Source organism: Vibrio sp. 10N.222.49.A3 (assembly GCF_041475145.1).
GTDB lineage: Bacteria > Pseudomonadota > Gammaproteobacteria > Enterobacterales > Vibrionaceae > Vibrio > Vibrio tasmaniensis_A.
Genome location: NZ_JBFRVM010000061.1, coordinates 1 through 25,798, shown reverse-complemented (window position 1 = coordinate 25,798; position 25,798 = coordinate 1). Strand labels below are relative to the sequence as shown.

Genomic DNA, 25,798 nt, shown 5'->3' with positions numbered 1-25,798 from the left:
GTGGCAAGGCTCAATACGTCAGAAGGCTACTATATGGATATACTCGCCCGATCGCGCTACCTCATCGTTGATGACAGCAGCGTCATTCAAAGTGCTACCCGCGCACTACTTATCAAGTTAGGCGTGCCTAACAACAATGTGATTAGCGCATCCAATGCACAAAACGCGATTGAGGCTTGTCGCGCACATCGATTCGACATCTTATTAATTGACCACGATTTAGGCTCAGGAAGCAATGGCTTGCAGTTGCTTGAGTTCTTGCAGCAAAAAGAATTAATCCGGCCACAAACGATCGTCTTTATCGTCACAGGCAATGACAGCCAAGATACCTTCTTTGGTTATGCTAACTTAGAACCTGATGGTTATTTGATTAAGCCAATACGTGCAGATGACATCATAAAAAGAGTCACATCCGCACTCTCTCGGCAGCAATACTTTTCGACATTAGAGCAGGCCTTTTTAAAGAATGGCCTCAATGCGGTAAAGCCACTCTTTGGCAAAGCCCCTGATCCGTCGACACTGAAAGATGCCATTATTTATATGGCGAATATTCTGATAAAAAACCAACAACTCGATGACGCACAAGCCATGTTGAATGGGCTATTGCAGCTCCATGATTACCTGCCCGCTAAAGTTAAGCTCATTGAAATACATATCCTCAAGCAGCACTATCACGACGCACTCCGTCAAATCGATGGCCTAATAGAAAGCAACCCGCGCAATATCAAACTTCAGCAACTTAAGGTCAAGATCTGTCTCAATACCAGTGATTTCGAATCAGCGAGCGAACTGATTGACCAAGTACTCACCGTGAACAGCAGTAATATTGAGTTAACCAACACCATGGTCTGGCTGCAGTTGCTAGATAAAAATGTCACACAAGCGACCCAACATCTCAAATCTCTCGCACAACTCATTCCTCACTCAATTTGGGATTCTACAGGTAAGCGAGCACTCATCTTATGGGCGGATAGTTTGGCGCTCACCCACGAAGAACTAACACTTTGGAAACCTGAAGCGACTTGGCAGAGGCTTTCTCACTCTGAAAAGTCTTACGCATTGAGCAAGCCGCTTCTAAAGCTTTGTCGTACCTTACAACTGATTCAACTCGATCAACATGAGGTTGCGACAGAGTGCATTGAGAGTATTTCGATAAACGAGTTTTCAGGCAATGATGTCGACGCGTTCTTCTTGTTGGCGCTGTGTTATCAAGCCTTAGGATTACAAGACAAAGTCGTTCAAATAAAGCGCCAAATTGACGTTCATTTAAAAGCGGATCACACGAACCTTGCTCTACTTCAACGTATGGCATTGCAGCAAGCTGATAATTTTTCACTCCCCACACTAACTAAAGCCCCTTTGGCTGCCGTTAGTTAAGCATGGCGATACTCTAAAATCAGCAAGCAAACGACAGGATGTCTTTATGCAAAACAGCGCTTCAAAAACGAAAACGTGGTGTGTCGCCTTTTTATTGAGTTGTCTTTCACTGTTGATGTGGCCACTGCTCACCTTTGCCGAAAACACCCCACCAGGGAACACATCACCCGCTAGCTCCTTAGCAAACAAAACAGAGAACTCATCGAGTGACCAAGTCATATTGCGGGTTGGCCTACCTTCTTACGACATGGTCCCCTACAGCTATCAACATAAGACTCCCTCAGGCAACACTGTTTCTGAAGGGCTACTCATCAGTATGTTGGATCAGGTAGCGGTAAATGCAGGTTTCCAATATCAGATTAAGTTGTATTCAACATTTAGTGATGTACTGAGTGCATTCGAAAGAGGTGAATTAGATCTGCTAGTCGGTGTCTCTTCGACCAAGGAGCGCCATAATTACATGACTTTTAGTGAGCCGATGTTTTCCATAAGACGAGCGGTGATGACCCAAAATAGAAAAATAAACGATTTAGGTGCGTTGGCAACCGCCAACCTAGCATTGGAGAAAGGGTTTGCGCTCAATGATCTGCTTCCTAGCCTGCTTCCTGATAGTCAAATTACCACATTAGACAGTACGCAAGCGGCATTCACGGCAATTCAGGAGGATAGCGTGGATGCGTACATTGGCGATGCGCTTGCACTTTCTGCGTTATTACGAGAACAGCCTCGAGACTCACTCACACTATCAGTTCTTCCTGACCTTCCAGCTGACCACTTGCACTTCGCGGTCAAAAAAGGAAAGCACAGATTGCTTAGCCGAATCAATTTCGCTTTACAGGACATTAAGGAAGGCTCACTGCAATCTATTTATAATCAATGGCTTGCTCCGTCGCAACATTCGATGCTGCTGAACTATGGAACATTGAATTTAACCCAAGATGAAAAGAACTGGCTCGACAGCAACCCTTCCATCCCCGTAGGCACACACTCCAATTGGTACCCTTACGACTTTACCAATGAGCAACAGCAACACTCAGGCTTATCTGCTGACATCTTAAACCTAATAAGTAATGTGCTTGGCGTGTCATTCGAAAGTACCACTTACCTAACACCAGAAGCGGCCGAGGTCGCGTTCAATAATGGTGAGACAATGGTGCTAACCAACATCACACCAACCACAGATAAAGCCCGATACATGGACTTCACTCAAGCTTACAGTTTTGAACCTTGGGTGTTATTGAGTCGCTCTGATCGCTTAGGCAACTTTGCGCCAAGTGGCACCGAAGCTGTTGGTGTGATTGAAAATTCTGGAGGCTCAACAGTTCTGCCTTCTCTCTGCCTTACTTGCCTAGCCGTCCCTTACATCAATCACGTCAGCGCTTTCCAAGCATTACAGAAAGACGACATCAGTTTCGCGCTTGCTTCACTTCATCATGCTGCACCTTTATTGCATCAAGACTATGTAGGGCAATTCAAAATCACTGGCACCATTAATGAGCAAAACAGCGCACCACTAGCTCTCGCAGTGAACTTCCGCCATCCCATGCTGTTGAGTATTCTCAACAAAACCATTGGAGCACTGCCTGCCAATGAATTAGCGCGCTTGGAAAACAAATGGTTAACCTATGAATACCAAGAAGGCTTATCACCACGCGAAGTCGCTAAATGGTCGGTGATCATCGGGCTTGGGATCTTTGTGGTCATTTTCGTGATCGTATTTTGGAACCGAAAAATGGCGGCTGAAATCGAGCAGCGAAAGATCGCCGAGCAGAGAGCAAAAGCAGCAGAAGCCCACTTGCAAACGCTGGCCGACAACATTGATGGGGTCGTGCTTAAACATATTCAAACGCACCCTCGACAGCCTTTAGATATCCGGTTTAGCTTTGTCAGTGCAGGTGTAAGCGATATGTTCGGCTTATCCGTGGATAACGTAAAAGAGCACCCTCAACGTCTGTTTGATCTGATCGCAGAGGATGACTTGCCCCTGTTTGAAACCAGTATGCTCGAAGCTATTGAAACCGGGCATTGGGAAAATGAACAGCGAATGCAGTTAGAATCAGGTCAAACTAAATGGGTGAAATTTAATAGCCAAGTATCGAACAGCAAAACCATTGAGTGGAATACGGTGATAACAGACATCACCCTACTAAAAAAACAACAGCAAGCTTTAGACAACGCACGCCAAAAAGCAGAAAGTGCAACGGCTGCAAAGTCGCAATTCTTAGCGACCATTAGCCACGAGGTTCGCACCCCGATTAGTGGGATCTTAGGGCTGTTGGAATTAATGCAGGAACATCAGCTGAGTGAAGAGTTACTGAACTTACACGGTGGATTGAATCAGTCGGCTCGGAACTTACTGCACATCGTTAATGACGTACTCGATTACTCCAAGATTGAAGCCGGAAAATTGGATCTTAACCCGACCGAAATTGAGCTTGGAAAAGTACTCGCCCGTATCGTGCAACCGCAATCCATTCATGCACAGCAAAAAGGCTTAGCCTTCCACTATTGGCAAGACCCAAACCTCGCTCAGTGGTTGTTTACAGACGATATACGACTCCATCAGATTCTAAACAATTTCCTTAACAATGCGATTAAGTTCACCGAACATGGCACTATTTCATTGCATGTTGATGTAATTGAACAAAACGAACATCAGCAGAAAGTTAGCCTCACGGTTTCCGATACGGGCATCGGCATCCCGAAAGACAGACAACAAAGCTTATTCCAACCTTTTGAACAAGTCGACAAAACCACTAGTCGCCGTTTTGGTGGCACAGGGCTTGGACTGTCTATCGCTTTGAAATTGATAGAACAGATGGATGGCAACATAGAACTGTCGAGTGAAGAAGGAAAAGGCAGCCACTTTACGGTAACCGTTACCCTCCCAACTTGTACTCCTGAACATGCAGTAAGCAACGCTTTGGCTCTACGACAAACGCTGATTTTTCCTTCAGAGGGTGAGAATTCTATTGAGCTAGATGTCGGTAATCACTCAAGCGAGGTATACGTTGTTGGCTACGTTCTGCAACAAGAAGAGCTGTGTCGATATTTGAAACACTTCGATCTTGAACCAAAAGTTCTGCACATTAATCAAAAGCACCTACTCAAAGAGATGATCGTCAAACATCAGCCCAAACACATCTTTGTCGCGATGTCGGTTTGGCAACAACTGGCGATTAGCGATGCTTGGATTCAGCAGCATACGGGTTCAACACGCTTCACCGTAATCAACCAAAACCCAATGCTCTCACCAGAGCCTTTAGGTAACTCTTGGTGCTTGTCGGTAAATCCGCTGCTGCCCGATAACCTTGTTCATGTTTTAACGAAACCCGTCAGTCACAACAATCTACTCTCATCATTAGACAACGAAACCAAAGCGCCTATCGCCATCGAGACTCGCGAACAAGCCGAGCGTAATGGCCGACTGATTCTTGTTGCGGAAGACCACCCGATCAATCAGCAAGTCATCGCCAAGCAGCTTGAGAGTATTGGTGTCCACGCTGATATTTTCGATAACGGAGTGCTAGCGCTGAATGCTTTAAAAAATAAACGTTATGGTTTGCTTCTCACCGATTGTCATATGCCGGAGATGGACGGTTACACGCTTGCCTCAAGCATTCGTCAGATAGAACAACGCAATGAAGAACTAAATCAAGAAACTCAAAAGTTGCCTATCGTCGCGTTGACGGCGAATGCGGTTCAGGGTGAAGATGCCAACTGTTATGCACACGGCATGGATGATTTCCTAGTTAAACCCGTTTCCATTAAGCAAATGAAGCTGACCATTGAAAAATGGCTACCCGCAGTCCACGATTTAGATCCGACGCTTGAAACCGATATTTCTGATGCAGAAAAGCCAGACTCGCAAAATCAGGACACAAGCTCTTCGTCAAACGCTTTACCTGCAACTCAAGAAACCAATGAGTTTTCAATGCTGTTCCAAGGCATTGAACAGAGCTTTGCGGAATCGGCAGAAAATAACAACTCAGAGACAATCGAAGATGTTGACCCCACAGTCCCTCAAGATTCACCCAACGAGACCAATAGCCCCATCATCGACTACACCGCACTCTACGATCTATTTGAAGATCACGATGTGGTGATGACCTTACTCGACGAGTTTGCCGCAAGTTTTATTGCAGATAATGAACAGATAAAAGCGCAGTGGGCTAATAAGGAATATAAGGGACTAAAAACCACATCACACCGACTCAAAGGTGCCGCTAAAATGGTGGCATGTGACGCGATTGCTTCTCCGCTCGCAATCATTGAAGCACAAGCAAACGGCCTAGTAACCGAAGCCACAGACTTAGATCAAGTCGAATCAGAAATTGAAGCATCAATCTCGGAAGCAACTAACACATTCGAACGGTTTACAGAGGAGATAAACCAACTACGTCAGACAAAAGAAAAGGCTTACTCTTATGAGTAAGCCTTAGAGGTTATTGCGTCAATACAGACAGCTCTCGCTGGATTATACAGCGGGAGCGTTATTCACTAGAATTTCGCGAATAGACTTGAGCGTCGCTTCAGTTGAATGGTAATCCAATTCAACTTCGCTAAAGATACCGTTTACCTCAAGCATTAAGGTTGGGTAAGAATGCACACCCATCGCTTCTTTGAAACCTAACTGATCATCTAACTCGCTTTCCAATAGCTTACTAGAAAGGTCATTTTCAAACTGTTGTACATTCATCCCTAGCTCTTGAGCTAACTGCAAATGCGTTTCTTGGCTATGAGGCAGCATCGCACGAAGGTAGTAAGCGTGTTGGATCGCTTCAAGCATTGCTTCGTAGTGATCTTGAAAACCAGCAGCGATCACTGCACGACACGCTGGGTAAGTGCTGCGAACTGGTTGGCATTCCGTCCAAAACTCATGATTAAATTCCGTACCCAGCTTAGCTCCAATCTGCTTCCAAATCGCTTGAAGCTTGCCTTTCATCTCTTCTGACATCGGCTCTTCAGAATCCGGAGCCAAACCACCGACTACATAGCTAAACTCAATGCTCGCTGGCAATTGTTGTTTTAATAACTCAAGCGTTGGCTTGTAGCCCCAACACCAGCTGCACATTGGATCATGCACATAATGAAGTTTTACGTTCATTGTTCATTCCTTATCGAGTCTTTGTTGAACCATTCAAACGAAAAAAGGAGCCTAATTAAGGCCCCTTCCATTCAATATTTAAGCACCAAGGCCTAAAGCTTACTCAGCGTCGTCGCCAGCTACTTTAGCAGCGGCTTCTTTAACGATTGGCTGAAGCTCACCCTTTTGGAACATCTCAAGAATGATATCACAACCACCGATTAGCTCACCTTCAACCCAAAGTTGTGGGAACGTTGGCCATTGTGCGTAAGCTGGAAGCTCTGCACGGATATCAGGGTTTTGTAGGATATCTACGTAAGCAAATTTTTCACCACATGCCATTAGCGCTTGAGACGCTTGAGAAGAGAAACCACAGCTAGGTAGCTTAGGAGAACCTTTCATGTACAGTAGAATAGTGTTTTCTTCAATTTGCTGTTTGATTTTATCGATAGTTTCCATTGCTTCCTCGTTAATGGATTACGGCTTTCATTGCCTTTATTCTACCCCAAACCAAAAGAATAAAAACCATATAAAAAAAGAGGTTAACCAGTTAAGCTAACAATTCACACAAAAGTGATGAATTAAGCTTTTAATAAAGTAAAAACTTGCTAAACTATATCGCAAGTCAGCAAATTGACCGTGGTTGGCAATATAGCGAGCCATGAATAATAATATCACTGGAAGCAATCGAAAGAGTTAACTCTTTCATATCAATGGAGAATTGAGCAATGGCATTTGAACTACCGGCTCTTCCTTACGCGAAAGACGCGCTAGAACCACACATCTCAGCAGAAACGCTAGATTTCCACCACGGTAAGCACCACAACACTTACGTTGTTAAGCTAAACGGTCTTATCCCAGGTACTGAGTTTGAAGGCAAAACACTAGAAGAAATCGTTAAGACTTCTACTGGTGGTGTTTTCAATAACGCTGCTCAAATCTGGAACCACACGTTCTACTGGCACTGTCTTGCTCCTAAAGCAGGCGGCGAACCAACAGGCGCGGTTGCAGAAGCGATCAACGCTGCATTCGGTTCTTTCGAAGAATTCAAAGCGAAATTCACAGATTCAGCAATCAACAACTTCGGTTCTTCTTGGACTTGGTTAGTTAAGAAAGCTGACGGTTCTCTAGACATCGTTAACACTTCTAACGCTGCGACTCCTCTAACAGAAGAAGGTGTTACTCCACTTCTAACTGTTGACCTATGGGAACACGCTTACTACATCGATTTCCGCAATGTTCGCCCTGACTACATGGCTGCATTCTGGAACCTAGTAAACTGGTCTTTCGTAGAAGAGAACCTAGCTAAGTAATTATTACTTACGCTGCGCTATTTATAGCGAGTTATCTATTGAAAGCTCATGCCTCGGCGTGAGCTTTTTTGTATCTGTCGTATTCTAATCAATGCGAACATTGCGAAACGAACTAGCAGATCGAGCCGACTTTTCAACCTATTCTTACCTTTCTCAATCGCCCTACATAAATTCGTTATTTGCCTGTAATTAAACTCTAAAGTTTACCAACTCCGTGCCGTTAAAGGTGTATCCAATGAGAGGCAGCATGCAAATACATACTTTAGACAAAGCAGGAATCATCAACGAACTGAAGTTCGGCATCGGGATCAGCCAAGCGGTTGAGCAAGGTCGCCGTGCAGATTTTGCGTTGCTGCTATCTATGTTTTCTAATGATGTTCGCGACTGTACTCCCATCGACACTATTGACGTCACTGAAACGACTGAAGATCGCTTACGTAAGCAATTTGGCGTAGCAGAACCGCAACAACTGCGTTCAAACCAATCGTCGTATGAAATTTCAGCACAACAATCGAATCACTTTCATCAAGCTAGCCTTGCCAGCGCCAAGCTAAGCCACTACTTGAAGCCTGAAGCACTTGCTTTCATGCCAGAAGATACAGCCGACTTCCCCGAAGAGATTTACCAAAACCTTTCTGGTCATGACAGGCGTAAACTGGCAAGTAAACAGTTACCTGATTTACCAAATGCGACGCTCTACAACGAGCTGTCGACAGCTCAACGTCAGTATCAGATTCAGGCGCAAGTATAGCCGCTGCCTAGCCGTCCTCTTTCTCACTCAATATTCACGACTATTCTTTGTTCGATCTCGCTTTTTGAATGATTGATGTAGGCAATATGAACCATCACCTTTGGTCATCATAAAAACCGGAGATGTCGGTTAACACTTGAAGTTACTGCAAAATGTGACCTGCCACAAAGTTCATAAAAAGTTATCAATGGGTACACCTTAGTTTGAGCCAATTCACACCCGCTGTATGAAATTTAACCCATCATTATCCAACATGGACGATTTGCTTAGGTACTGGGATGGAAATAAAAAGCTCAATTATATTGGTAACATCTGCCGGCTCGCGATTGGGAGGAACGATTGCGAATCACTTTGTTAACCTTGGAGCCACTGTCATCCTTTGTGATAAAGACGCAAAAGCACTTCAGGCGACTTATTTACAATGTGCCCGCTTCTCCGACTCTGTTTACCATTACACGCTCGAAGGGAATGACAGCCAAGCTATCCTCAGCGTATTTGATTTTATTCAAGCCACCTTTAACACTACACCCGATGTTCTGGTCAACAATTGGATAAGTTCCCCAATGCCTAGTCTAATTGGCGATCAGCCTGTCAGTAGCTTTATCAATGATCTGTCTGCTATGGCGTCGACCCTTTTCGCATTTGGGCAAATCAGTGCAGAGAGGTTACGAGAGCAAGACAAAGAAGGCGTAATTGTGAATGTGATATCTCACGATGACTTTCATGATGTGTCAGGCTTAGAGAGCGCAAACTCCATGATTACCGGCTTTACCCATAGCTGGGCGAAAGAACTGACGCCATTTGGTATTCGAGTCGGTGGCGTTGTCCCTGCCGTTCATAACTCCGAAGGCAAGCTCAATGGGTGTCACTGGGCACAACTGCAAGACGAACTGACCAGAACAACGGAATACATTGTCTCGAATGACTACTTCAGTGGGCGAGTTGTCGCAGCTGAGGTTTAACTCCCTATTCCAATTGAACATGACTGGCTCAGCTCATATTAAGTAGCAGAGCTATTGCCTTTCAATCCGTTTTACAAACTAACCAAACATAAAAAAAGCCCCAGTCTCTCGACTGGGGCTTTCATCTTTTCCCGATAGATAAGTATCGTGCTAGCGAAAACCTATCTCAAACTAATGCTTACTTATTATGCGTTAGCTTTTTCTTTTTTAGCTTTTGGTGCTGCTTTTTCTTCAGCTGGCTTTTGGTCAGCTTTCTTCAAAATTACAGTCGTACCTTCAAAAGTTTCACCTTCAACGTATGCTTTACCGAAGTAAGACGTTGTTAGAACTTCTTTAAGCTCAGTGATTAGAGGGTAACGTGGGTTAGCACCTGTACACTGGTCATCGAACGCTTCAACAGCTAGCTCGTCTAGTTTAGCGATGAAGTCAGACTCGTTAACACCCGCAGCCTGGATAGACAGTGGGATGTCTAGGTCAACTTTAAGCTCTTCTAACCAAGTCAGTAGACGTTCAATCTTCTGAGCAGTACGGTCACCAGCTTGGCTTAGGCCTAGGTGGTCAGCAACTTCAGCATAACGACGACGTGCTTGTGGGCGGTCGTACTGAGAGAATGCAGTCTGCTTAGTTGGGTTATCGTTCGCGTTGTAACGTACAACGTTTGAGATAAGTAGTGCGTTTGCAAGACCGTGTGGTAGGTGGAACTCAGCACCAATTTTGTGAGCCATTGAGTGACATACACCTAGGAATGCGTTCGCAAAGGCAATACCAGCAATCGTTGCAGCGTTGTGTACTTTCTCACGAGCGATTGGGTCTGCTGAACCGTTTTTGTAGCTTGATGGTAGGTATTCTTTAAGCATCTTAAGAGCTTGTAGAGCTTGACCATCTGAGTATTCGTTCGCAAGAACTGATACGTAAGCTTCAAGAGCGTGAGTTACTGCATCGTAACCACCGAACGCTGTTAGAGACTTAGGCATATTCATTACTAGGTTAGCATCAACAACAGCCATGTTTGGCGTGATTTCGTAATCCGCTAGCGGGTACTTAGCACCTGTTTTGTCGTCAGTAACAACCGCGAATGGCGTAACTTCTGAACCCGTACCTGAAGTAGTAGTGATACATACTAGCTCAGCTTTTTTACCCATTTTAGGGAACTTGTAGATACGTTTACGGATATCCATAAAGCGCATTGCTAGTTCTTCGAAGTGAGTTTCTGGGTGCTCGTACATAACCCACATGATCTTAGCAGCATCCATTGGAGAACCGCCACCTAGAGCAAGGATTACGTCAGGTTGGAAGCTCTTCATTGCTTCAGCGCCTTTCTCAACAACAGACAGTGTTGGATCCGCTTCTACATCGAAGAATACTTGAACTTCAATACCTTGCGCTTTAAGCAGGCTAACTACATCGTCTGCGTAACCGTTGTTGAATAGGAAACGGTCCGTTACTAGGAATGCGCGTTTCTTACCTTCTAGGTCGCTCATAGCGATTGGAAGGCTGCCACGACGGAAGTAGATAGACTTAGGTAGTTTGTGCCACAACATATTTTCAGCTCGCTTCGCTACAGTTTTCTTGTTGATAAGGTGCTTAGGACCTACGTTCTCAGAGATAGAGTTACCACCCCATGAACCACAACCAAGAGTTAGAGAAGGTGCAACGTTAAAGTTGTACAGGTCACCGATACCACCGTGAGTAGTCGGGATGTTGATTAGGATACGAGCCGTCTTCATCTTGTCACCGAAGTAACGGATGCGATCTGCGTTTACGTCTTGGTTAGTGTAAAGACCAGATGTGTGACCGATACCACCGATTTCAACCATAGTTACTGCTTGAGCAACAGCGTCTTCGAAATCGTCTGCGCGGAATAGACCTAGAGTTGGAGACAGTTTCTCGTGAGCAAATTCGTCATCGTAAGAAACTTTACCAAGGCCTTCACCTACAAGTACTTTTGTATCAGCAGGAACTTTAACACCCGCCATTTCAGCGATTGCTGGAGCAGGTTGACCTACGATTTTAGCGTTTAGGTTGCCGTCGATAAGAAGAACTTTACGTACTTTATCTGCGTCAGCTTTAGATAAAACGTGAGCTTTGTGAGAAGCAAAACGCTCTTTAACTTCGTCATATACTTCGCTAACTACGATTGCAGCTTGCTCAGAAGCACATACAACACCGTTATCGAATGTTTTAGACATAAGGATAGATGCTACTGCACGTTTGATGTCAGCTGTTTCATCGATAACTACAGGAACGTTACCAGCACCAACACCGATAGCAGGCTTACCAGAAGAGTATGCTGCTTTAACCATGCCTGGACCACCAGTAGCAAGGATAAGTGCGATACCGTCGTGCTTCATCAGCGCGTTAGAAAGCTCTACAGATGGTTGGTCGATCCAACCGATGATGTCTTTTGGTGCACCCGCTGCTACAGCTGCGTCTAGAACAAGCTTCGCTGCGTCATTAGTTGAGTTCTTTGCACGTGGGTGTGGCGAGAAGATGATGCCGTTACGTGTTTTAAGAGAGATTAGAGATTTGAAGATTGCTGTAGAAGTTGGGTTCGTTGTTGGAACGATACCACAGATGATACCTACAGGCTCAGCGATAGTCATTGTGCCTAGGCTTTCATCTTCATCAAGAATGCCACATGTTTTTTCGTCTTTGTATTTGTTGTAGATAAATTCAGATGCAAAGTGGTTTTTGATAACCTTATCTTCAACAATACCCATTCCAGATTCAGCAACTGCTTGTTGTGCAAGTGGGATACGAGCGTGGTTAGCAGCAAGAGAAGCTGCGCGGAAGATTGCGTCTACTTTCTCTTGAGAGAATGTTGCAAACTCTTCTTGTGCTGCTTTAACGCGTGCTACTAGAGCATCAAGTTCCGCTAAGTTAGTTACAGGCATGGTGGATCTCCTAAAATAATAAATATTAAAAACTTTTTATTAATTTCGCTGCTTGCTTTTAACCTCAAACAACAACGTTCTTAGTAAATTGCTTTCAGGACTGAGTATATTATTTCACAGTGTGAAAAAAATTGACCCAGATCAGTTACCCAAAAAGAATTAACCAAAAAGTAGTAAGGCAATCGCAAAAACATGCTTAATATGATGATTTATATAGATTAAAATCACATTTTTCGTTAGTTCAAAAAACAAGCAAACAGACAAACTTTTTCTACATAGAGTCATAAACTGTAAAAAAGTTTCATTTTTAGTCAGTTAAATTACATGTATACAGCCATATTCGTGCTACTGAGAGTATATCCATACCGTTGCACGGGCTAGATTTTGACATAATTTTTATTAAATTCGTGCGGCAGTTAACAGTTACTCGATAATAAATTACAAAATGAAACACTAACAACCAACTCGCAACACCGCCAATACAAAAGTGATATTCAATTAGTTTTTCTAAAAATAATCCCCTATTTCAGGTTAGTTTTTTTCATTCGTGCAAATCCGATTTGTCCCTTACATTACGCGCTCAGACTATTCACCGAATCAAACCTTCAACCTTAAAATTCGCTAACTGGAGATCGCTCTCATGCAAGGCTTAGAACTCGCAATTTTTATGCAATTCTTCCTTGGGCTTGTTGCTGCCGTAAACCCAATCGGCATCATGCCTGTTTTTGTTTCCCTTACTGCACATATGCCGCCAGAAGAGAGGAACAGGACAGCCTTACAAGCAAATATTGCCGTTGCCGTTATCCTGATTGTGTCGCTTGTCGCGGGGCAAATGCTGCTTGATATGTTTAGCATCTCCCTGGATTCATTTCGTGTTGCAGGTGGTTTGCTATTATTGAGCATCGCATTTTCGATGATGAGCGGTAAGCTCGGTGAAGATAAGCAGAATAAACAAGAGAAATCTGAATACATCAGCAAAGAGCAAATCGGTGTTGTTCCTCTTGCGATGCCATTAATGGCGGGCCCCGGGGCAATCAGCTCGACCATTGTTTACGGATCTCGTTACCCTGCAGCCATTGATACTGTGGGAATTGGCATTAGCATCATCGCGTTTGCAACCTGCTCTTGGCTTCTGTTCCGTTCAGCGCCGGTTATCGTTCGCTTTTTAGGTCAAACGGGTATCAATGTGATCACGCGTATCATGGGCTTGATTCTTGGCGCATTGGGCATCGAGTTCATCGCCAATGGCCTACGTAATTTGTTCCCAGGTTTGGCATAACGTTTAACGGTAATCCGGTTGCTCTATAAAGGGCAACAATATTGCAATATAGATGAGGCGAGTAAAGCAATTGGGCTTTCACTCGCCTCGTTATTATGAAGCTTGTATAATGACTGTTAATGCATTTAACAAAAGATGAATCTCTCCTTATGTCACGCAAGCCACTCAAGCATCATTTGTACGTCATTATCTTTGGTACTCACACGCCAGCCGGACGTGCATTTGATATTTCTCTGATCGTTGCAATCTTGGCTTCGCTATTGGTTCTGATCTTAGAATCCATCCCTAATGTCATGAGCGAATGGTCACAGCAGCTGCGTTATATTGAATACACTTTTACTGCTCTCTTCACTCTTGAGTATTTGTTGAGGCTCTATTGTTCTCCGAAACCAAAATCTTATGCCACCAGCTTTTATGGTGTCGTGGACCTATTGGCGATTCTTCCGACCTACTTAGCGATCATCTTCCCAGGCGCTTCATTTATGGGTGTGGTAAGGCTGCTGCGTGTGATGCGTATCTTCCGAATCCTAAAACTGGTTCGCTACCTGCAAGATTCAAACATTCTGTTACGTTCACTTTTAATGGCAAGACGAAAGATACTGATCTTTTTCAGCACAGTTGGCATCTTAGTTGTTATCTTCGGCGCGCTTATCTTTGTTATTGAAGGGCCAGAAAATGGCTTTACAAGTATTCCCCACAGTATTTATTGGGCAATCGTAACCATTACGACGGTTGGCTACGGTGACATGATCCCTCAAACCGCGTTAGGGAAAGCGATCGCTTCTCTGACCATGCTATTGGGTTACTCTATTTTAGCGGTACCGACAGGGATTATTACTGCAGAGCTCAGCAATGAGATGAACTCGCACAAAGAGTTGGTAAAGTGTCCGAACTGTAACCGCGCCGGCCATGATTCGGATGCTATGTATTGTAAACACTGTGCGAGTGAATTGGCAGACCCCGACAAGCGTGTCGTTACAGAAGAGAAATAAAAGCAGACTCGAGATGCGAAGAGGTTTAAGGGCAGTTTCGAGGGCCGAATAACGAGATATCAATAAACTAAAAAGGGTTGACGTTTATCGTCAACCCTTTCGGTTTATCAGCTAATAGAATTTAAGCAATCTTGCCGATTACGCTTTCTCAGCAAGGATAATGCGCAAAGTACGACGTAGTGGTTCTGCAGCACCCCAAAGTAATTGGTCACCTACCGTGAACGCATTCAGGAAATCGTTACCCATCGACATCTTACGCAGACGACCGACTGGTACAGACATTGTGCCTGTTACTTTCGCTGGTGTTAGCTCCTGCGCAGTGATGTCTCGGTCATTAGGAATCACTTTAACCCAATCATTGTGCGTCGCGATGATCTCTTCGATCTCGTCCATAGGCACATCTTGCTTAAGCTTAATCGTTAGTGCTTGAGCGTGACAACGCATTGCACCGATTCGAACACAAGTACCATCGATAGGAATTGGCTGACCATCTAGGCCAAGAATCTTGTTCGCTTCAACGCCGGCTTTCCACTCTTCTTTGCTTTGACCGTTTTCACGCTTCACATCGATCCAAGGAATCAGTGAGCCCGCAAGCGGAGCACCGAACTGATCGGTTGGAAATGAAGATGAACGAATGGTATCAGCGACTTTCTTATCGATATCTAGAATTGAACTTGAAGGGTTCGCTAACTCAGAACTTACGCTGTCGTTGATCACACCCATTTGTGAGATCAGTTCACGCATGTTCTTAGCGCCCGCACCTGAAGCGGCTTGGTAAGTCATGGCACTCATCCACTCAACCATGCCTTTCTCGTATAGACCACCCAAAGCCATAAGCATTAAGCTCACAGTACAGTTACCGCCTACGAAAGTGTTAGTCCCGCCGTGGATGCCTTGTTGGATTTGAGCCAAGTTAACAGGATCAAGAGTGATGATTGAATCCGCGTCCAAACGTAAGGTAGAAGCCGCATCAATCCAGTAGCCTTTCCAACCTGCTTGACGCAGTGCTGGGTATACTTTTGAGGTGTAGTCTCCGCCTTGACAGGTAATCACCGCATCAAGCTGTTTTAGGCTATCAATATCAAAAGCGTCTTGAAGTAGACCCGCATCTTTACCACCCAAAACAGGGGCAGGAATACCAATCTGAGACGTACTGTAATAAACAGGTTCAATCAAGTCGAAATCTTTCTCTTCAACCATACGTTGCATCAATACAGAACCAACCATACCGCGCCAACCAACTAGACCTACTCTCATCGCTCACTCTCCATGTATAAATTAAAAATTGCTCTCCCCCATCTATAAGTTTTTCAGAAACAGAACTCAAGTGCTTTTTGTCAAAAAGTGTAACTTTTTCGTTTCTTTTAAGTGAACGCAATGAATCGTGCAGTTATCCCTGTATCGACATTTAGTATCCACCTCATTGATAAAACGCCCATTACCCTCAAATTCAAACATTTGCATCGCCAAAGCAGCTTAATCCCACTCGCGTCACAAACAGTAAATCCCTCTTTTTAATCAATACTATCCAGAATAATACTTCACAAAACGAAAACAACGTGCGACAAGTTTCAACATGTAACAACCATGAATTTAACAACATTTCAGATAATGAAACCATGATTAACTGTATTAGCAGTCAAATATCACAAATTGGACGTATTTTTTCGATATAATAAACTAATTACTGTAGTGTCCGTTTTGCACCACACACCATAACGAAGCACTATAAATGCTCGAAATCACAAGAGGCTTTTATGAAGCAGAGTAAAACTCGCCTACCGAACCTATTGCAGGTATTCATCGCGTTAGGATTATTTCTATCCCTTGCTTTTTCCTTTACTGCAAAGCTTGACCTTCCAATTCAACTTGCCTTGTATATTGGCTGGTTCATTATCATGGTTCTCGGTATTCGCCTTGGCCACGAATACAAAGACTTAGAAAAAGCGGCACTCAAAGGAATATCCAATGGCTTAGGCGCGGTTTTAATACTTTTAGCCGTTGGCGCTCTTGTTGGTACTTGGATCTCAGGCGGGATCGTACCTACTATCATTTACTATGGTCTGAAAGCAATCCACCCTTCTATCTTCCTTTTAGCGACCATGATTATCTGTTCTCTAACCGCATTGGCAACTGGTACTTCTTGGGGCGCCGCGGGTACAGCAGGTATCGCGATGATGGGTATTGGCCAAGGCCTAGGTGTTCCAGCACCGATTACTGCAGGTGCAGTGCTGTCAGGTTGTTACTTCGGCGACAAGATGTCTCCACTTTCTGATTCAGTGATTCTGGCTTCTTCAATGTCTGGTGTTGAAGTGGTTGAGCACATCAAGGGCATGCTGCCAGTTGCGTTAATCAGCTACGTGATTACTGGCATCATGTTTACTGCGTTTGGTTTTCACTACGCAGGTAACGTTGACATGAGCCAAGTAGATTCTGTCATTAAAGCAATGGAAGTTCAGTTCTACATCACGCCTTACTCATTTGTCCCAGTACTGATCGTGCTTGGTCTGTTGGCTTTCCGCATGCCTTCATTCCCGGTAATCAGCTTCGGTTCTCTGCTAGGTATTATCTGGGCAGTCATGATCCAAGATATCGATTTCCTAACGGCATTCAATACTGCTTGGGCACCGTTCTCTATCTCCTCTGGCGTAGAGTTTATTGACTCGATTCTTAACCGTGGCGGCATGTCTTCAATGCTTGGTTCGGTAGCGGTGATTGTGTTTGGTTTAGGTTTTGGTGGCTTACTGGATAAAGTGGGCGTATTAGAGACGATTGCTAAGGTGTTCGAGCGCCGAGTAAATAGCGCTGGTTCTCTAGCAACAAGCACGATCGGCACGGCCTTCATGGGTAACGTATTCGGTTCTGCAATGTACGTATCGTTAATCCTAACGCCAAAAATCTGTGCGAAAAACTACGACCGTTTAGGTTACCAACGTAAAAATCTATCTCGTAACGCTGAGTTCGGTGGCACGTTAACTTCAGGCATGGTTCCTTGGAGTGACAACGGCATCTACATGGCGAGTATTCTTGGTGTCGCAACGCTCTCTTACGCTCCGTTCATGTGGTTGAGCTTCATCTGTATCCTCGTGACTATCGTAACGTCTTACATGGGTTGGTTCGTTGATAAATGTGAACCAACAGCACCAGCGCTTGAAACTGAAGAAGCCACTGAACTGAGCAAGCAACAAGCTTAAGCTAATGTTTTGATACTTTAATGCTTTAGTGCGTAAGCACAAAAATGTTGATGATATAAATGCCAAAAGAGCGCTCTAGAGCGCTCTTTTTTGATCTACTTAATTACTTAATTTATTTGCTAGCGGTTCGTTTACCCAACCAATAACCGATGCCTAACGGTGCAAAGAACACCACCAAGATAAACAGGATGAAGTAGATAATCACACCTTTGATTAAGTCCATCAGTTTATCAATCGCGAGTACCACCACCTCTTGAGAGACGCGATCAAGATCTTGTGTAAACAGTTCCCTTTCAGAAGTCACAATGCCTGCAATTTCAATACGCTCTTTCGCAATCATCGCGACCAGAGCTTCTCTCTCTCGTGTCACCATTTTTTCTAACGCTACACGTTCTTCAGTGAGCATCGCCAATTTTTGATCTGTCTTATCACTTAGGTCGTTGAGTAAAGGCTGCATTTCTGTCGACATAATAGAAGCCAGTGTTTGCATGTATTCAGGGTTGTTCTCAATGAAGTCTTGCATGCTTGCTGATGTTTGGCGAAGGCTTTCCAGCGTCATCGATAGGTCCTCACCCGTTAGCGAGCTATTCATCGCCACCAACTCAGCTTTCCACGTCATCAATTTCGGTGTTTGGTCAGCCATTAGGCTTAAGCGGTCTGATGCATCGCCCATCGCCTCCGGCATGGTACCTAGGCTTTGAACGATTTGAGATTCGTCTTTACCAAGGTAACTTAGCCATTCACGGTAAGCGGGTGTGCTTCTGAAGGTAAGATCTTTAAAAGGATTGCTCGCGGCGAACTCTGCGACGAATGCTTTGCTCTTTTTGAAATCACTTGAGCTCAATACACCCTTTGCTAGCTTCTCAGCTTCTTGGTCAAGAGAACGAGCAGTCTCTACCGCATTATCCGTCACGAACAGATCCGCACCATCGCCTTGGCTATAAAACTGATTCATTTGGGCTGTGAAAACCCATGAGTCAATTAATGCTGACATTGGGGAGGTTTGGTACGCTGCTTGTTGTAAGCCCTGCTCAGCATGGATCTTCCAAAGCAACACATAAGATTGATGTAAGGTGTCATCAGCAGGGTAAGATTGCGCAATGAGATCGGCCGAGTCTTCTACTCGTGTAAAAAACATCTTGGCGTATTCACGCGTCATGATCCGAGCCTGTAACTCTTGCTGAGTAAGAGGCGTCGTTTGACTATCTAGCTTAACTTCCAAAAGAGAACAACCACTTAGCACAATGCTAAGCACTAACACGATCCAATTTCGACTCGAAACTCGTGACATATAAACCTCTGACAAAGACTAAGGGCGCGGATTGTATGAGCGCTTCGTCAGAGTATTGTCAAAAAACCTGTAAAAGTTAACGTTGGGTATTTAAATAGTCATGAGCAGAATCTACAGAGGCTTTTATCGCTAGCTCTAGTTCGGCTAAATCGTGCTCGCTGATGGCTCTGGACTGCTTCATTGTCATTTCAATAGTCGCTGCAATGATCGCTAACCGAGACGCTTTGATGCTGCCAGCCACACCTTTTAAGCTGTGCACAATGCGAGCAGCAGAGGTTTCATCCTTGGTGAGCAGAGATTTGAATCTGGTATAGTCATCTGCGTGATCTTCGACAAAGACCCCTAGCAACAATTCAACAGACTCGGTATCGCCATCAAGAGTCTCTAGCATCTCTTCAATATCAATCGCTGGCTTTGAATCCGTCACACTGGCAATGTGCTTCTCTGGCTCTTGCACTTGTTCTGGTGTTCGCTGAGTTGGGGGTTGCTGAATAGAGTTTTGCTGAACCGGAACTTGTGGAATAGGTTCTTGCAAAATCGGTTCTTGTGAAATAGCTTGCGGGCTTGTCGTACAAACACTCTGCTGTGGTTGGATATCAGAATGTTGACTCGCTGGCGTAATATCTAATACTGATGGGGGATTACTTGGTGGCGTCACCGCGGAAGAAACAGTATCGCTGTGAGAAACAGTATCACTATGAGAAACAATATTATTGCGAGAAGCAGTATCATTACGAGAAGACGTATCTTTGTTGGAAGTAGAGAGAGCATCGTCCTGACTTGAATCGATGACTGGTTCCTGTTTGAGTGCTTGGTCTACTTCTTTCTTCGATTTTTGGGACCTAACGCTCCACAACAGTAACGCAATCATTGCCACTAAGCTTAAACCTAGCATGATCAATAATAGGTTGTATTGACGATCATGGAACTCAGCTTCAAGTTTAATGATCTGTTCGTTTACTGAATTCTTCTTAATTTTATCGACTAAATAATTGAGCTGAGCGTAATCACTCAGCAATGCTGAAGCATCAGCCAGTAATTGTTGGAGTGCATCTTGCTCTTCGGATTTTAATGAATAAGATTTTTCAAGTATAGAATCAAAGGCGCGATAAGTTGCTGATGAACTTTGGTTATCGGAATACATCGCTTCAAAAACGACGACACCAAATTCGTTGAGTAGCGGCTTTAACTTAGGGGAAAGCTCAGTATCTGTGCGTAACACTTTGATGTTATCGACGATATCTTGCACCTGACTTTCTATCGGAATGAATTCATCAAATTTTTCTAAAAATTGATCGGCAACGTAAAGCAGTTGGTTCACATCAGGACGAAACAAGGCGTGTTGGAAATCAGATTCTATCTGCAGTCGGATCGAATAAACCAATTGAGCATCGAGTGCTAAATCATTAATGCGAGAGACTCGCAGCGGCTCAGAGAAATAAAGCGATTGCCTCAATTCATTAACGCGAATACCGAGTTCTTCAATTTGAGCGAGCGAGTGAGAGTAAGAACGGCTTAGATTAAGGAGAGCCAGTGAAGGAAGTAGCCACAGAGCCAAGAGTGCAACCAAAAAAGTTGCGGGTCTTTTAAAGCGATTGGGCTTTGCTACTGATTGTTCCATCGATATTCCTTGTTCATGCGAACTCTAAACCATTATGTTGCTAAACATAAACAAGCGACAACAACCTGCTGTCGCTTGCTACCTAATAACTTCGGACTATGACTTATTGCGAGTCAGTTGATCACGTAAGTTCGGTGGCGTCCCTTTAATGGTTAGCGTGTCTGTCTCTGGATCGTAGAAGATACGCTCACCTAAAAGCAGACTATCAAAACTAACATTCAAACCGCCACCAGCACCAACAAATTTTGTTAGTTTACGCATAGTTGCGCGGTCTGCTGGGAAGCTGTCTTCTAACTCGTAGCCTTGCTCACTAGTATAGTCAAAGAAGCTTGTACCATCTGTGCTTGCTGGCAATTCTCCAGAAAGTTCACGAACTTGAACTTCATCACCCGCTTTAAGCTGTTCGTTACAGTAATCCGCAACTTGTTTTTTATAGCTGATCGCTTCCTCTTTCTCTAACTTAGAGTCAGAAACAAAGTCTTCTACCGCTTGCATCAATACTTGGTTTTGCTGCTTAGCATCCAAGCCTACTTCTGCTTGAAGGAAGTCTAAGAAGAAGTCAGCGACTTTACGACCAACGCGCCCTTTAATATAAGTAAGGTAACGGTTTGACTCTTTGTCTGTGTCGTATGTTGAAAGATCAAGGCGCGCAACAATATCCATCTTCGAGATATCCAGGTAATCCGTCGCACTAATATCTAGCCCTTCGGTCACTTTCAAACTTTGGTTAGAAGGCAGTAGTCCGATGAAAAGGTAGTCTGTCGCAAGTGATTGATATTCAGCCAGTACCAAAGTGCCTTCATCAGCAAAAGGATACTTTGAAAGCTCATCTTTTAGACGTAGCGCACTTTTTTGAGAGAAATCATAAAAACTTTGTTCTCCAGATCGAAATTCATGCAACGACTGCTGGAATTCGCTGTCGGATTTGAAAGAACCAAATCCTTTACCTGCTTTTGAATTAAAAACTCGGTGAAGTTCCGCGACTAGGTTTTCAGATGCAGTATCGTTTTCTAGAGATTCAGCACGATAGTTAACAATCAGCTCTTCCTGATCGTTCTTGCTTAGCTGGTGTAAAATTACGTTGGAAAGGTGAAGGCTCATAGTGAAAATATTACCGTTCAGGTTTCAGTTGTCGTGCATAGTAGGTTATCATAAGCCGCTTTTACTATCATTATTAGAGTCCTTATGCCGATTATATCTAAATACACAGATGATCAAGTTGAAAAAATCCTAGCTGAAGTAGGTGCTGTACTAACTAAGCACAAAGCTTCGCCAGAACTTTCACTGATGATCGCTGGAAATATCGCAACCAATGTCTTAAATCAGAATGTTGCTGCTTCACAACGCAAAGGAATTGCTGAAAAATTTGCCGAGGCTTTAATTTCTTCTCTTGAAGATAAAAAGTCTCACTAAATTTGATTGACGGATAAAAGAATTATAAATGGTAGACAGCGCAAACTCATATAGCGATCGTGTATCTCGACTGGTTGGTTGGGGTCACTGGTTTGCATTTTTCAACATCATTGCTGCGATGTTGATTGGTACTCGTTATATTACTCAATCTGCTTGGCCAGAAACCTTGCTAGGTCAATTCTATTTGGCTGCATCGTGGGTTGGTCATTTTGGCTTTTTAGTGTTCGCGCTCTATCTATTAGTGCTGTTCCCGCTCACTTTTGTTCTTCCGTCGAGGAAGTTATTACGTTTGGTTGCCGTTATCTTCGCGACCATAGGTTTAACTGTCCTGTTGATTGATACCCAAACGTATCAAAATATAAACCTCCACCTGACGCCTGTCGTGTGGGAGGTTTTATTCAGTGGAGAGGAATCTGCATTCACGTCTGATTTGCAGCACCTCTTCATTGTTATGCCATTTATCTTCTTACTACAGCTTGGTCTGTCTGAGTGGGTTTGGCGTAAGCAGCGTAAACTGTCTCATAAACACATTGGCCGTCCGATTACTGCCGTCTTCTTCCTGTGTTTCATCAGCAGCCACTTGACCTACATGTGGGCTGATGCGTATTTCTATAACCCAATTACTAGCCAGAAAGCGAACTTCCCACTGTCTTACCCAATGACAGCGAAAAGCTTTATGGAAAAACATGGCCTATTAGACCGTGAAGAGTACCTTGAGCGTTTAGAAGCGAACAAAGAGAACGTAAACCTAGTTAGCTACCCGCTAGAAAAAATTCAATACAACCGCCGCAGTGATGATCTTAATATCCTGATGGTGAGTGTGAACAACCTTCGCTCTGACGCACTTAATGCGACAGCGATGCCAAACAGCTATGCCTACGCACAACAGTCGATCAACTTCACCAACCACTACAGTTCAAGTAACGACATGTTTGGTATTTTCGGCTTGTTCTACGGCCTACCGAGCAGCTACGCAAGCAGCATTGAAGCTCAAGGGTCAAGCGCAGTATTGCTCGATGTTTTAGAGAATCACGATTACAAGTTTGCTGCTTTTAGTGGCGACAACTTTAGCGATGCACTGTACTCGGATATCATCTTCCGAGGCCGTGATGTGATGCCAGAGCAAGCAACTTATGATGACCAAAGCGCGATAAAAACTTGGTCTGACTGGATTCAATCACCGCAAGCTATACGTCCTTGGTTTAACTTTATTGAATTGACTACGCTTGATAACTTCGCCAGCTACGATTCAAGTTCAGAGTCGGACTCAACGTTAACGACAGCAGAGCGTTTTGCAGCAGACTATCAAAAGTCTGCGACAGCGGCCGACGATCAGTTAGCAACTATCTACGCTGAACTGGAACGCTTAGAGCTCACCGACAACACAGTGGTTATCATTACCTCTAACCACGGTACTGAGTTTAACGAAACCAAAACCAACAGCTGGGGTGCAAACTCCAACTACAGTCGTTATCAGTTACAAGTACCACTGTTTATCAGCTGGCCTGGTAAGTCTGCTTCTGAATACACTCACCGTTCTAGTCATCTAGACGTGTCAGTAACACTGATGCAAGAGCTATTGGGTGTATCTTCGAACCCTACAGATTTCAGTAGTGGTCGCAGCCTGTTTAATGAACGTAACAGAAAGTGGATTCTTGCAGGAGACTCACGTGAACTTGCGCTTGTTACTAATCAGCAAACAACGGTGTTAGATAAATTCGGTAACTACAAATTGTACGACCAGAATTACAAGCGCCTGAAAAACGTAAGCCCTCGCTCACCTGTGTTGATGCAAGGCCTGACTGAGCTACAGCGTTTCTACACAAAAAATGACTAAATAATCAGCAAACAGAAAAGGGAAGCCAATGGCTTCCCTTTTTTATTGCCGTGAATGATTAGAAAACAAGCAACAAAACAAAATTATGAAAATTAAGGGTTTACAAGATCCTCCACCCCTTATATTATTCACGCCACTGGAGGGATGGCTGAGTGGTCGAAAGCACCGGTCTTGAAAACCGGCAACCGTTAATAGCGGTTCTAGGGTTCAAATCCCTATCCCTCCACCACTTTAAAAATGGAAAAAGCCGTTGATTATCAACGGCTTTTTTCATATCTGAAGGGTACTAAGTTCAACCGCAAGGATTGACTGAGACAATGTACCTTTTAAAAACTGCTAGCCATAACTACTACACTCGTATTTGCCTACCTAAAAGTTGTCGTGATCGTGGGTTCCCTTTTGACCTAAAAGTATCACTGTTAACCAAAAATCGTCGAATTGCCTCACTACGTAACTTAAACGTTGCCATCGAGCTCAAACAGCTTATTGACAGCATTACAATTCAGACTCACCCTGCAGACTTCAATATTGCTGCAAATAAGCTTATCAATGAGCTTAGAAGCGACTTTGACGATAATGACAGTACTTTCGTGACTAAACCAATACCAGTACGCAATACTTCGATACAGATACAACCAGTGCCCTTAACACGACAAGCTACATCACTTGCTTCCTTGAAATGTACACTGGTAAAATTTATCGACTCTAAAAAGCTCCAATCAATCCGACCGCTTACAATCCATCAGCTAGAATCACGTATTAACGATTTCATTCAATTTGCGCCAGTAGATAGAGTTGCCAATATAACAACGGCTCATGCCTTACTGTACCGAGACCATTTGTTGAAAAAAGGTCGAAGCGCTAAAACGGATAAAGAATACCTTGCAGCTTGTTTTCAGTTCTTTAAATACTGCAAACTGATGAACCACACAGGGTTCAATGCTTTTGAGGACGTTAAAATCCAGAAGAAGGCAACTAAGCGCCAAGATGAACAACGGGAACGCTGGCTATTGAAGGATATGAAGAAGTTTTTCGGCACACGCCTATTTAAAGAAAAAGATGAAGAGTTTCAGTGGATTTCGAAAATCCTACCTCTATCTGGTATGCGTCCATCGGAAGCTTGCCAATTGCGAGTTGCTGATATCAAGCAAGAAAACGGTATTTACTACTTCTCAATTACAGAAAGTGAGGACGGTAAATATGTAAAAAACGCTAACAGTATCCGTGAGGTTCCCATTCACAATCACCTGATCAATATGGGCATTCTAGACTATGTTGCTAAGGTGAAGGCTGCGGGTAGAAGACAGTTATTTAGCTATAGCCCAGGAAATCAGTTTGATGATTGGTCTAAATCATATTGCATAAAGATCGGTAAATACCAAACGTTGATAGGTATGAAACCCCGCCAGAGACCTACCGCTTACGGGTTCCGACACACTTTCATAGACGAATTGAAGCAACAAGGTGTTCCTGAGCACATCACCGCTCAGCTCGTTGGGCATGGAAATAATAGTATGACTTACGGGCGGTATGGAAAGCGGTTGCCACTGAGCCAGTTAGCAGAAGTTATTAATGGGATCAGCTATGAGCCAATAGGAGACTAAAGTTAAAACATTAATCCCGCAAGTCGCTGGCAACTAGTAACAAATCCTTACCAGTTGTGTGATTACCGAGGGAGGTTGACGGTCTAAATACCGAAGGATTCTGTCGTTGCTTTATTCATAGTAGTCCACTATTGCAGATTAGTTTCTATTCGATAATTGATTCCTCGGCACGTGCCTCCCGTAA

The 25,798-nt window shown here is 43.9% G+C and carries 18 protein-coding genes and 1 tRNA gene; 12 read left to right on the top strand and 7 right to left on the bottom strand.

Annotation, left to right across the window (positions count from 1 at the left end; genetic code table 11):
• Window positions 1-33: 33 nt before the first annotated feature.
• Together AB4589_RS12285 and AB4589_RS12280 are read left to right on the top strand one after the other, a co-directional pair.
• Window positions 34-1,377 carry a response regulator gene (locus AB4589_RS12285; RefSeq protein ID WP_231847883.1) on the top strand — a complete coding sequence of 448 codons (1,344 nt, stop codon included), beginning with the start codon at window positions 34-36 and terminating at the stop codon, window positions 1,375-1,377.
• 46 nt (window positions 1,378-1,423) lie between these two features.
• Window positions 1,424-5,812 (top strand): transporter substrate-binding domain-containing protein, encoded by a 4,389-nt coding sequence (locus tag AB4589_RS12280; protein ID WP_372100649.1) that lies wholly within the window; start codon window positions 1,424-1,426, stop codon window positions 5,810-5,812.
• Window positions 5,813-5,854: 42 nt separating this feature from the next.
• Here AB4589_RS12280 and AB4589_RS12275 read toward each other — a convergent pair whose 3' ends face one another.
• Together AB4589_RS12275 and AB4589_RS12270 are read right to left on the bottom strand one after the other, a co-directional pair.
• Window positions 5,855-6,484 (bottom strand): DsbA family protein, encoded by a 630-nt coding sequence (locus AB4589_RS12275; RefSeq protein ID WP_017099964.1) that lies wholly within the window; start codon window positions 6,482-6,484, stop codon window positions 5,855-5,857.
• Between the two features lie 99 nt (window positions 6,485-6,583).
• Window positions 6,584-6,922: a Grx4 family monothiol glutaredoxin gene (locus tag AB4589_RS12270; protein WP_009848715.1), complete on the bottom strand. Its 339-nt coding sequence runs from the start codon at window positions 6,920-6,922 to the stop codon at window positions 6,584-6,586.
• A 269-nt stretch (window positions 6,923-7,191) separates the two neighbouring features.
• On the opposite strand from AB4589_RS12270, the gene sodB reads away from it, so the two are divergent.
• The 3 genes from sodB to AB4589_RS12255 all read left to right on the top strand — a co-directional run bounded on the left by sodB (window position 7,192) and on the right by AB4589_RS12255 (window position 9,489).
• Entirely contained in the window at window positions 7,192-7,776 is a 585-nt protein-coding gene (gene sodB / locus AB4589_RS12265) for a superoxide dismutase [Fe] (RefSeq protein WP_004734050.1), read from the top strand.
• A 247-nt stretch (window positions 7,777-8,023) separates the two neighbouring features.
• The gene (locus AB4589_RS12260; RefSeq protein ID WP_277814439.1) at window positions 8,024-8,527 is read left to right on the top strand and encodes a VC2046/SO_2500 family protein; all 504 of its coding nucleotides are present in this window, start codon (window positions 8,024-8,026) and stop codon (window positions 8,525-8,527) included.
• Window positions 8,528-8,805: 278 nt separating this feature from the next.
• Window positions 8,806-9,489, top strand: coding sequence for an SDR family oxidoreductase (locus tag AB4589_RS12255; RefSeq protein WP_017099967.1), 684 nt, complete (start codon window positions 8,806-8,808; stop codon window positions 9,487-9,489).
• 185 nt (window positions 9,490-9,674) lie between these two features.
• Here AB4589_RS12255 and adhE read toward each other — a convergent pair whose 3' ends face one another.
• Complete coding sequence (gene adhE, locus AB4589_RS12250; RefSeq protein WP_017099472.1) at window positions 9,675-12,383, bottom strand: bifunctional acetaldehyde-CoA/alcohol dehydrogenase; 2,709 nt, start codon at window positions 12,381-12,383, stop codon at window positions 9,675-9,677.
• Between the two features lie 640 nt (window positions 12,384-13,023).
• Here adhE and AB4589_RS12245 point away from each other — a divergent pair.
• The gene (locus tag AB4589_RS12245) at window positions 13,024-13,662 is read left to right on the top strand and encodes a YchE family NAAT transporter (protein ID WP_004734056.1); all 639 of its coding nucleotides are present in this window, start codon (window positions 13,024-13,026) and stop codon (window positions 13,660-13,662) included.
• Between the two features lie 149 nt (window positions 13,663-13,811).
• Window positions 13,812-14,654 (top strand): ion transporter, encoded by an 843-nt coding sequence (locus AB4589_RS12240; RefSeq protein WP_032498918.1) that lies wholly within the window; start codon window positions 13,812-13,814, stop codon window positions 14,652-14,654.
• Between the two features lie 138 nt (window positions 14,655-14,792).
• On the opposite strand, the gene asd is transcribed toward AB4589_RS12240, so the two are convergent.
• On the bottom strand, window positions 14,793-15,911 hold the full coding sequence (gene asd, locus AB4589_RS12235; RefSeq protein ID WP_372100645.1) for an aspartate-semialdehyde dehydrogenase: 1,119 nt from the start codon (window positions 15,909-15,911) through the stop codon (window positions 14,793-14,795).
• Window positions 15,912-16,411: 500 nt separating this feature from the next.
• On the opposite strand from asd, the gene nhaC reads away from it, so the two are divergent.
• A complete protein-coding gene (gene nhaC, locus AB4589_RS12230) occupies window positions 16,412-17,848 on the top strand; it encodes a Na+/H+ antiporter NhaC (protein ID WP_012603519.1) in 1,437 nt (478 codons plus the stop codon).
• Window positions 17,849-17,960: 112 nt separating this feature from the next.
• Here nhaC and AB4589_RS12225 read toward each other — a convergent pair whose 3' ends face one another.
• From AB4589_RS12225 to yejK, 3 genes are all read right to left on the bottom strand, one after another.
• Complete coding sequence (locus AB4589_RS12225) at window positions 17,961-19,139, bottom strand: chemotaxis protein (RefSeq protein ID WP_372100643.1); 1,179 nt, start codon at window positions 19,137-19,139, stop codon at window positions 17,961-17,963.
• A 76-nt stretch (window positions 19,140-19,215) separates the two neighbouring features.
• Window positions 19,216-20,760: an Hpt domain-containing protein gene (locus AB4589_RS12220; protein WP_372100641.1), complete on the bottom strand. Its 1,545-nt coding sequence runs from the start codon at window positions 20,758-20,760 to the stop codon at window positions 19,216-19,218.
• A 96-nt stretch (window positions 20,761-20,856) separates the two neighbouring features.
• Entirely contained in the window at window positions 20,857-21,861 is a 1,005-nt protein-coding gene (yejK, locus tag AB4589_RS12215) for a nucleoid-associated protein YejK (RefSeq protein ID WP_372100639.1), read from the bottom strand.
• An 84-nt stretch (window positions 21,862-21,945) separates the two neighbouring features.
• Between yejK and AB4589_RS12210 the strand changes: the two genes are divergently transcribed.
• The 4 genes from AB4589_RS12210 (at window position 21,946) to AB4589_RS12195 (ending at window position 25,614) form a co-directional block, all read left to right on the top strand.
• A complete protein-coding gene (locus AB4589_RS12210; protein ID WP_004734063.1) occupies window positions 21,946-22,173 on the top strand; it encodes a YejL family protein in 228 nt (75 codons plus the stop codon).
• Window positions 22,174-22,201: 28 nt separating this feature from the next.
• On the top strand, window positions 22,202-24,010 hold the full coding sequence (locus AB4589_RS12205; RefSeq protein WP_372100637.1) for a DUF3413 domain-containing protein: 1,809 nt from the start codon (window positions 22,202-22,204) through the stop codon (window positions 24,008-24,010).
• Between the two features lie 138 nt (window positions 24,011-24,148).
• Window positions 24,149-24,239: transfer RNA gene (locus AB4589_RS12200), tRNA-Ser, on the top strand.
• Between the two features lie 88 nt (window positions 24,240-24,327).
• Window positions 24,328-25,614 carry a tyrosine-type recombinase/integrase gene (locus AB4589_RS12195; protein WP_372044438.1) on the top strand — a complete coding sequence of 429 codons (1,287 nt, stop codon included), beginning with the start codon at window positions 24,328-24,330 and terminating at the stop codon, window positions 25,612-25,614.
• The last annotated feature ends 184 nt before the right edge of the window (window positions 25,615-25,798 follow it).

Excerpts from the sequence above, each read along its gene's own strand:
- AB4589_RS12285 (WP_231847883.1), top strand. The coding sequence starts at position 34 with ATGGATATACTCGCCCGATCGCGCTACCTCATCGTTGATGACAGCAGC.
- AB4589_RS12280 (WP_372100649.1), top strand. The coding sequence starts at position 1,424 with ATGCAAAACAGCGCTTCAAAAACGAAAACGTGGTGTGTCGCCTTTTTA.
- AB4589_RS12275 (WP_017099964.1), bottom strand. The coding sequence starts at position 6,484 with ATGAACGTAAAACTTCATTATGTGCATGATCCAATGTGCAGCTGGTGT.
- AB4589_RS12270 (WP_009848715.1), bottom strand. The coding sequence starts at position 6,922 with ATGGAAACTATCGATAAAATCAAACAGCAAATTGAAGAAAACACTATT.
- sodB (WP_004734050.1), top strand. The coding sequence starts at position 7,192 with ATGGCATTTGAACTACCGGCTCTTCCTTACGCGAAAGACGCGCTAGAA.
- AB4589_RS12260 (WP_277814439.1), top strand. The coding sequence starts at position 8,024 with ATGCAAATACATACTTTAGACAAAGCAGGAATCATCAACGAACTGAAG.
- AB4589_RS12255 (WP_017099967.1), top strand. The coding sequence starts at position 8,806 with ATGGAAATAAAAAGCTCAATTATATTGGTAACATCTGCCGGCTCGCGA.
- adhE (WP_017099472.1), bottom strand. The coding sequence starts at position 12,383 with ATGCCTGTAACTAACTTAGCGGAACTTGATGCTCTAGTAGCACGCGTT.
- AB4589_RS12245 (WP_004734056.1), top strand. The coding sequence starts at position 13,024 with ATGCAAGGCTTAGAACTCGCAATTTTTATGCAATTCTTCCTTGGGCTT.
- AB4589_RS12240 (WP_032498918.1), top strand. The coding sequence starts at position 13,812 with ATGTCACGCAAGCCACTCAAGCATCATTTGTACGTCATTATCTTTGGT.
- asd (WP_372100645.1), bottom strand. The coding sequence starts at position 15,911 with ATGAGAGTAGGTCTAGTTGGTTGGCGCGGTATGGTTGGTTCTGTATTG.
- nhaC (WP_012603519.1), top strand. The coding sequence starts at position 16,412 with ATGAAGCAGAGTAAAACTCGCCTACCGAACCTATTGCAGGTATTCATC.
- AB4589_RS12225 (WP_372100643.1), bottom strand. The coding sequence starts at position 19,139 with ATGTCACGAGTTTCGAGTCGAAATTGGATCGTGTTAGTGCTTAGCATT.
- AB4589_RS12220 (WP_372100641.1), bottom strand. The coding sequence starts at position 20,760 with ATGGAACAATCAGTAGCAAAGCCCAATCGCTTTAAAAGACCCGCAACT.
- yejK (WP_372100639.1), bottom strand. The coding sequence starts at position 21,861 with ATGAGCCTTCACCTTTCCAACGTAATTTTACACCAGCTAAGCAAGAAC.
- AB4589_RS12210 (WP_004734063.1), top strand. The coding sequence starts at position 21,946 with ATGCCGATTATATCTAAATACACAGATGATCAAGTTGAAAAAATCCTA.
- AB4589_RS12205 (WP_372100637.1), top strand. The coding sequence starts at position 22,202 with ATGGTAGACAGCGCAAACTCATATAGCGATCGTGTATCTCGACTGGTT.
- AB4589_RS12195 (WP_372044438.1), top strand. The coding sequence starts at position 24,328 with ATGTACCTTTTAAAAACTGCTAGCCATAACTACTACACTCGTATTTGC.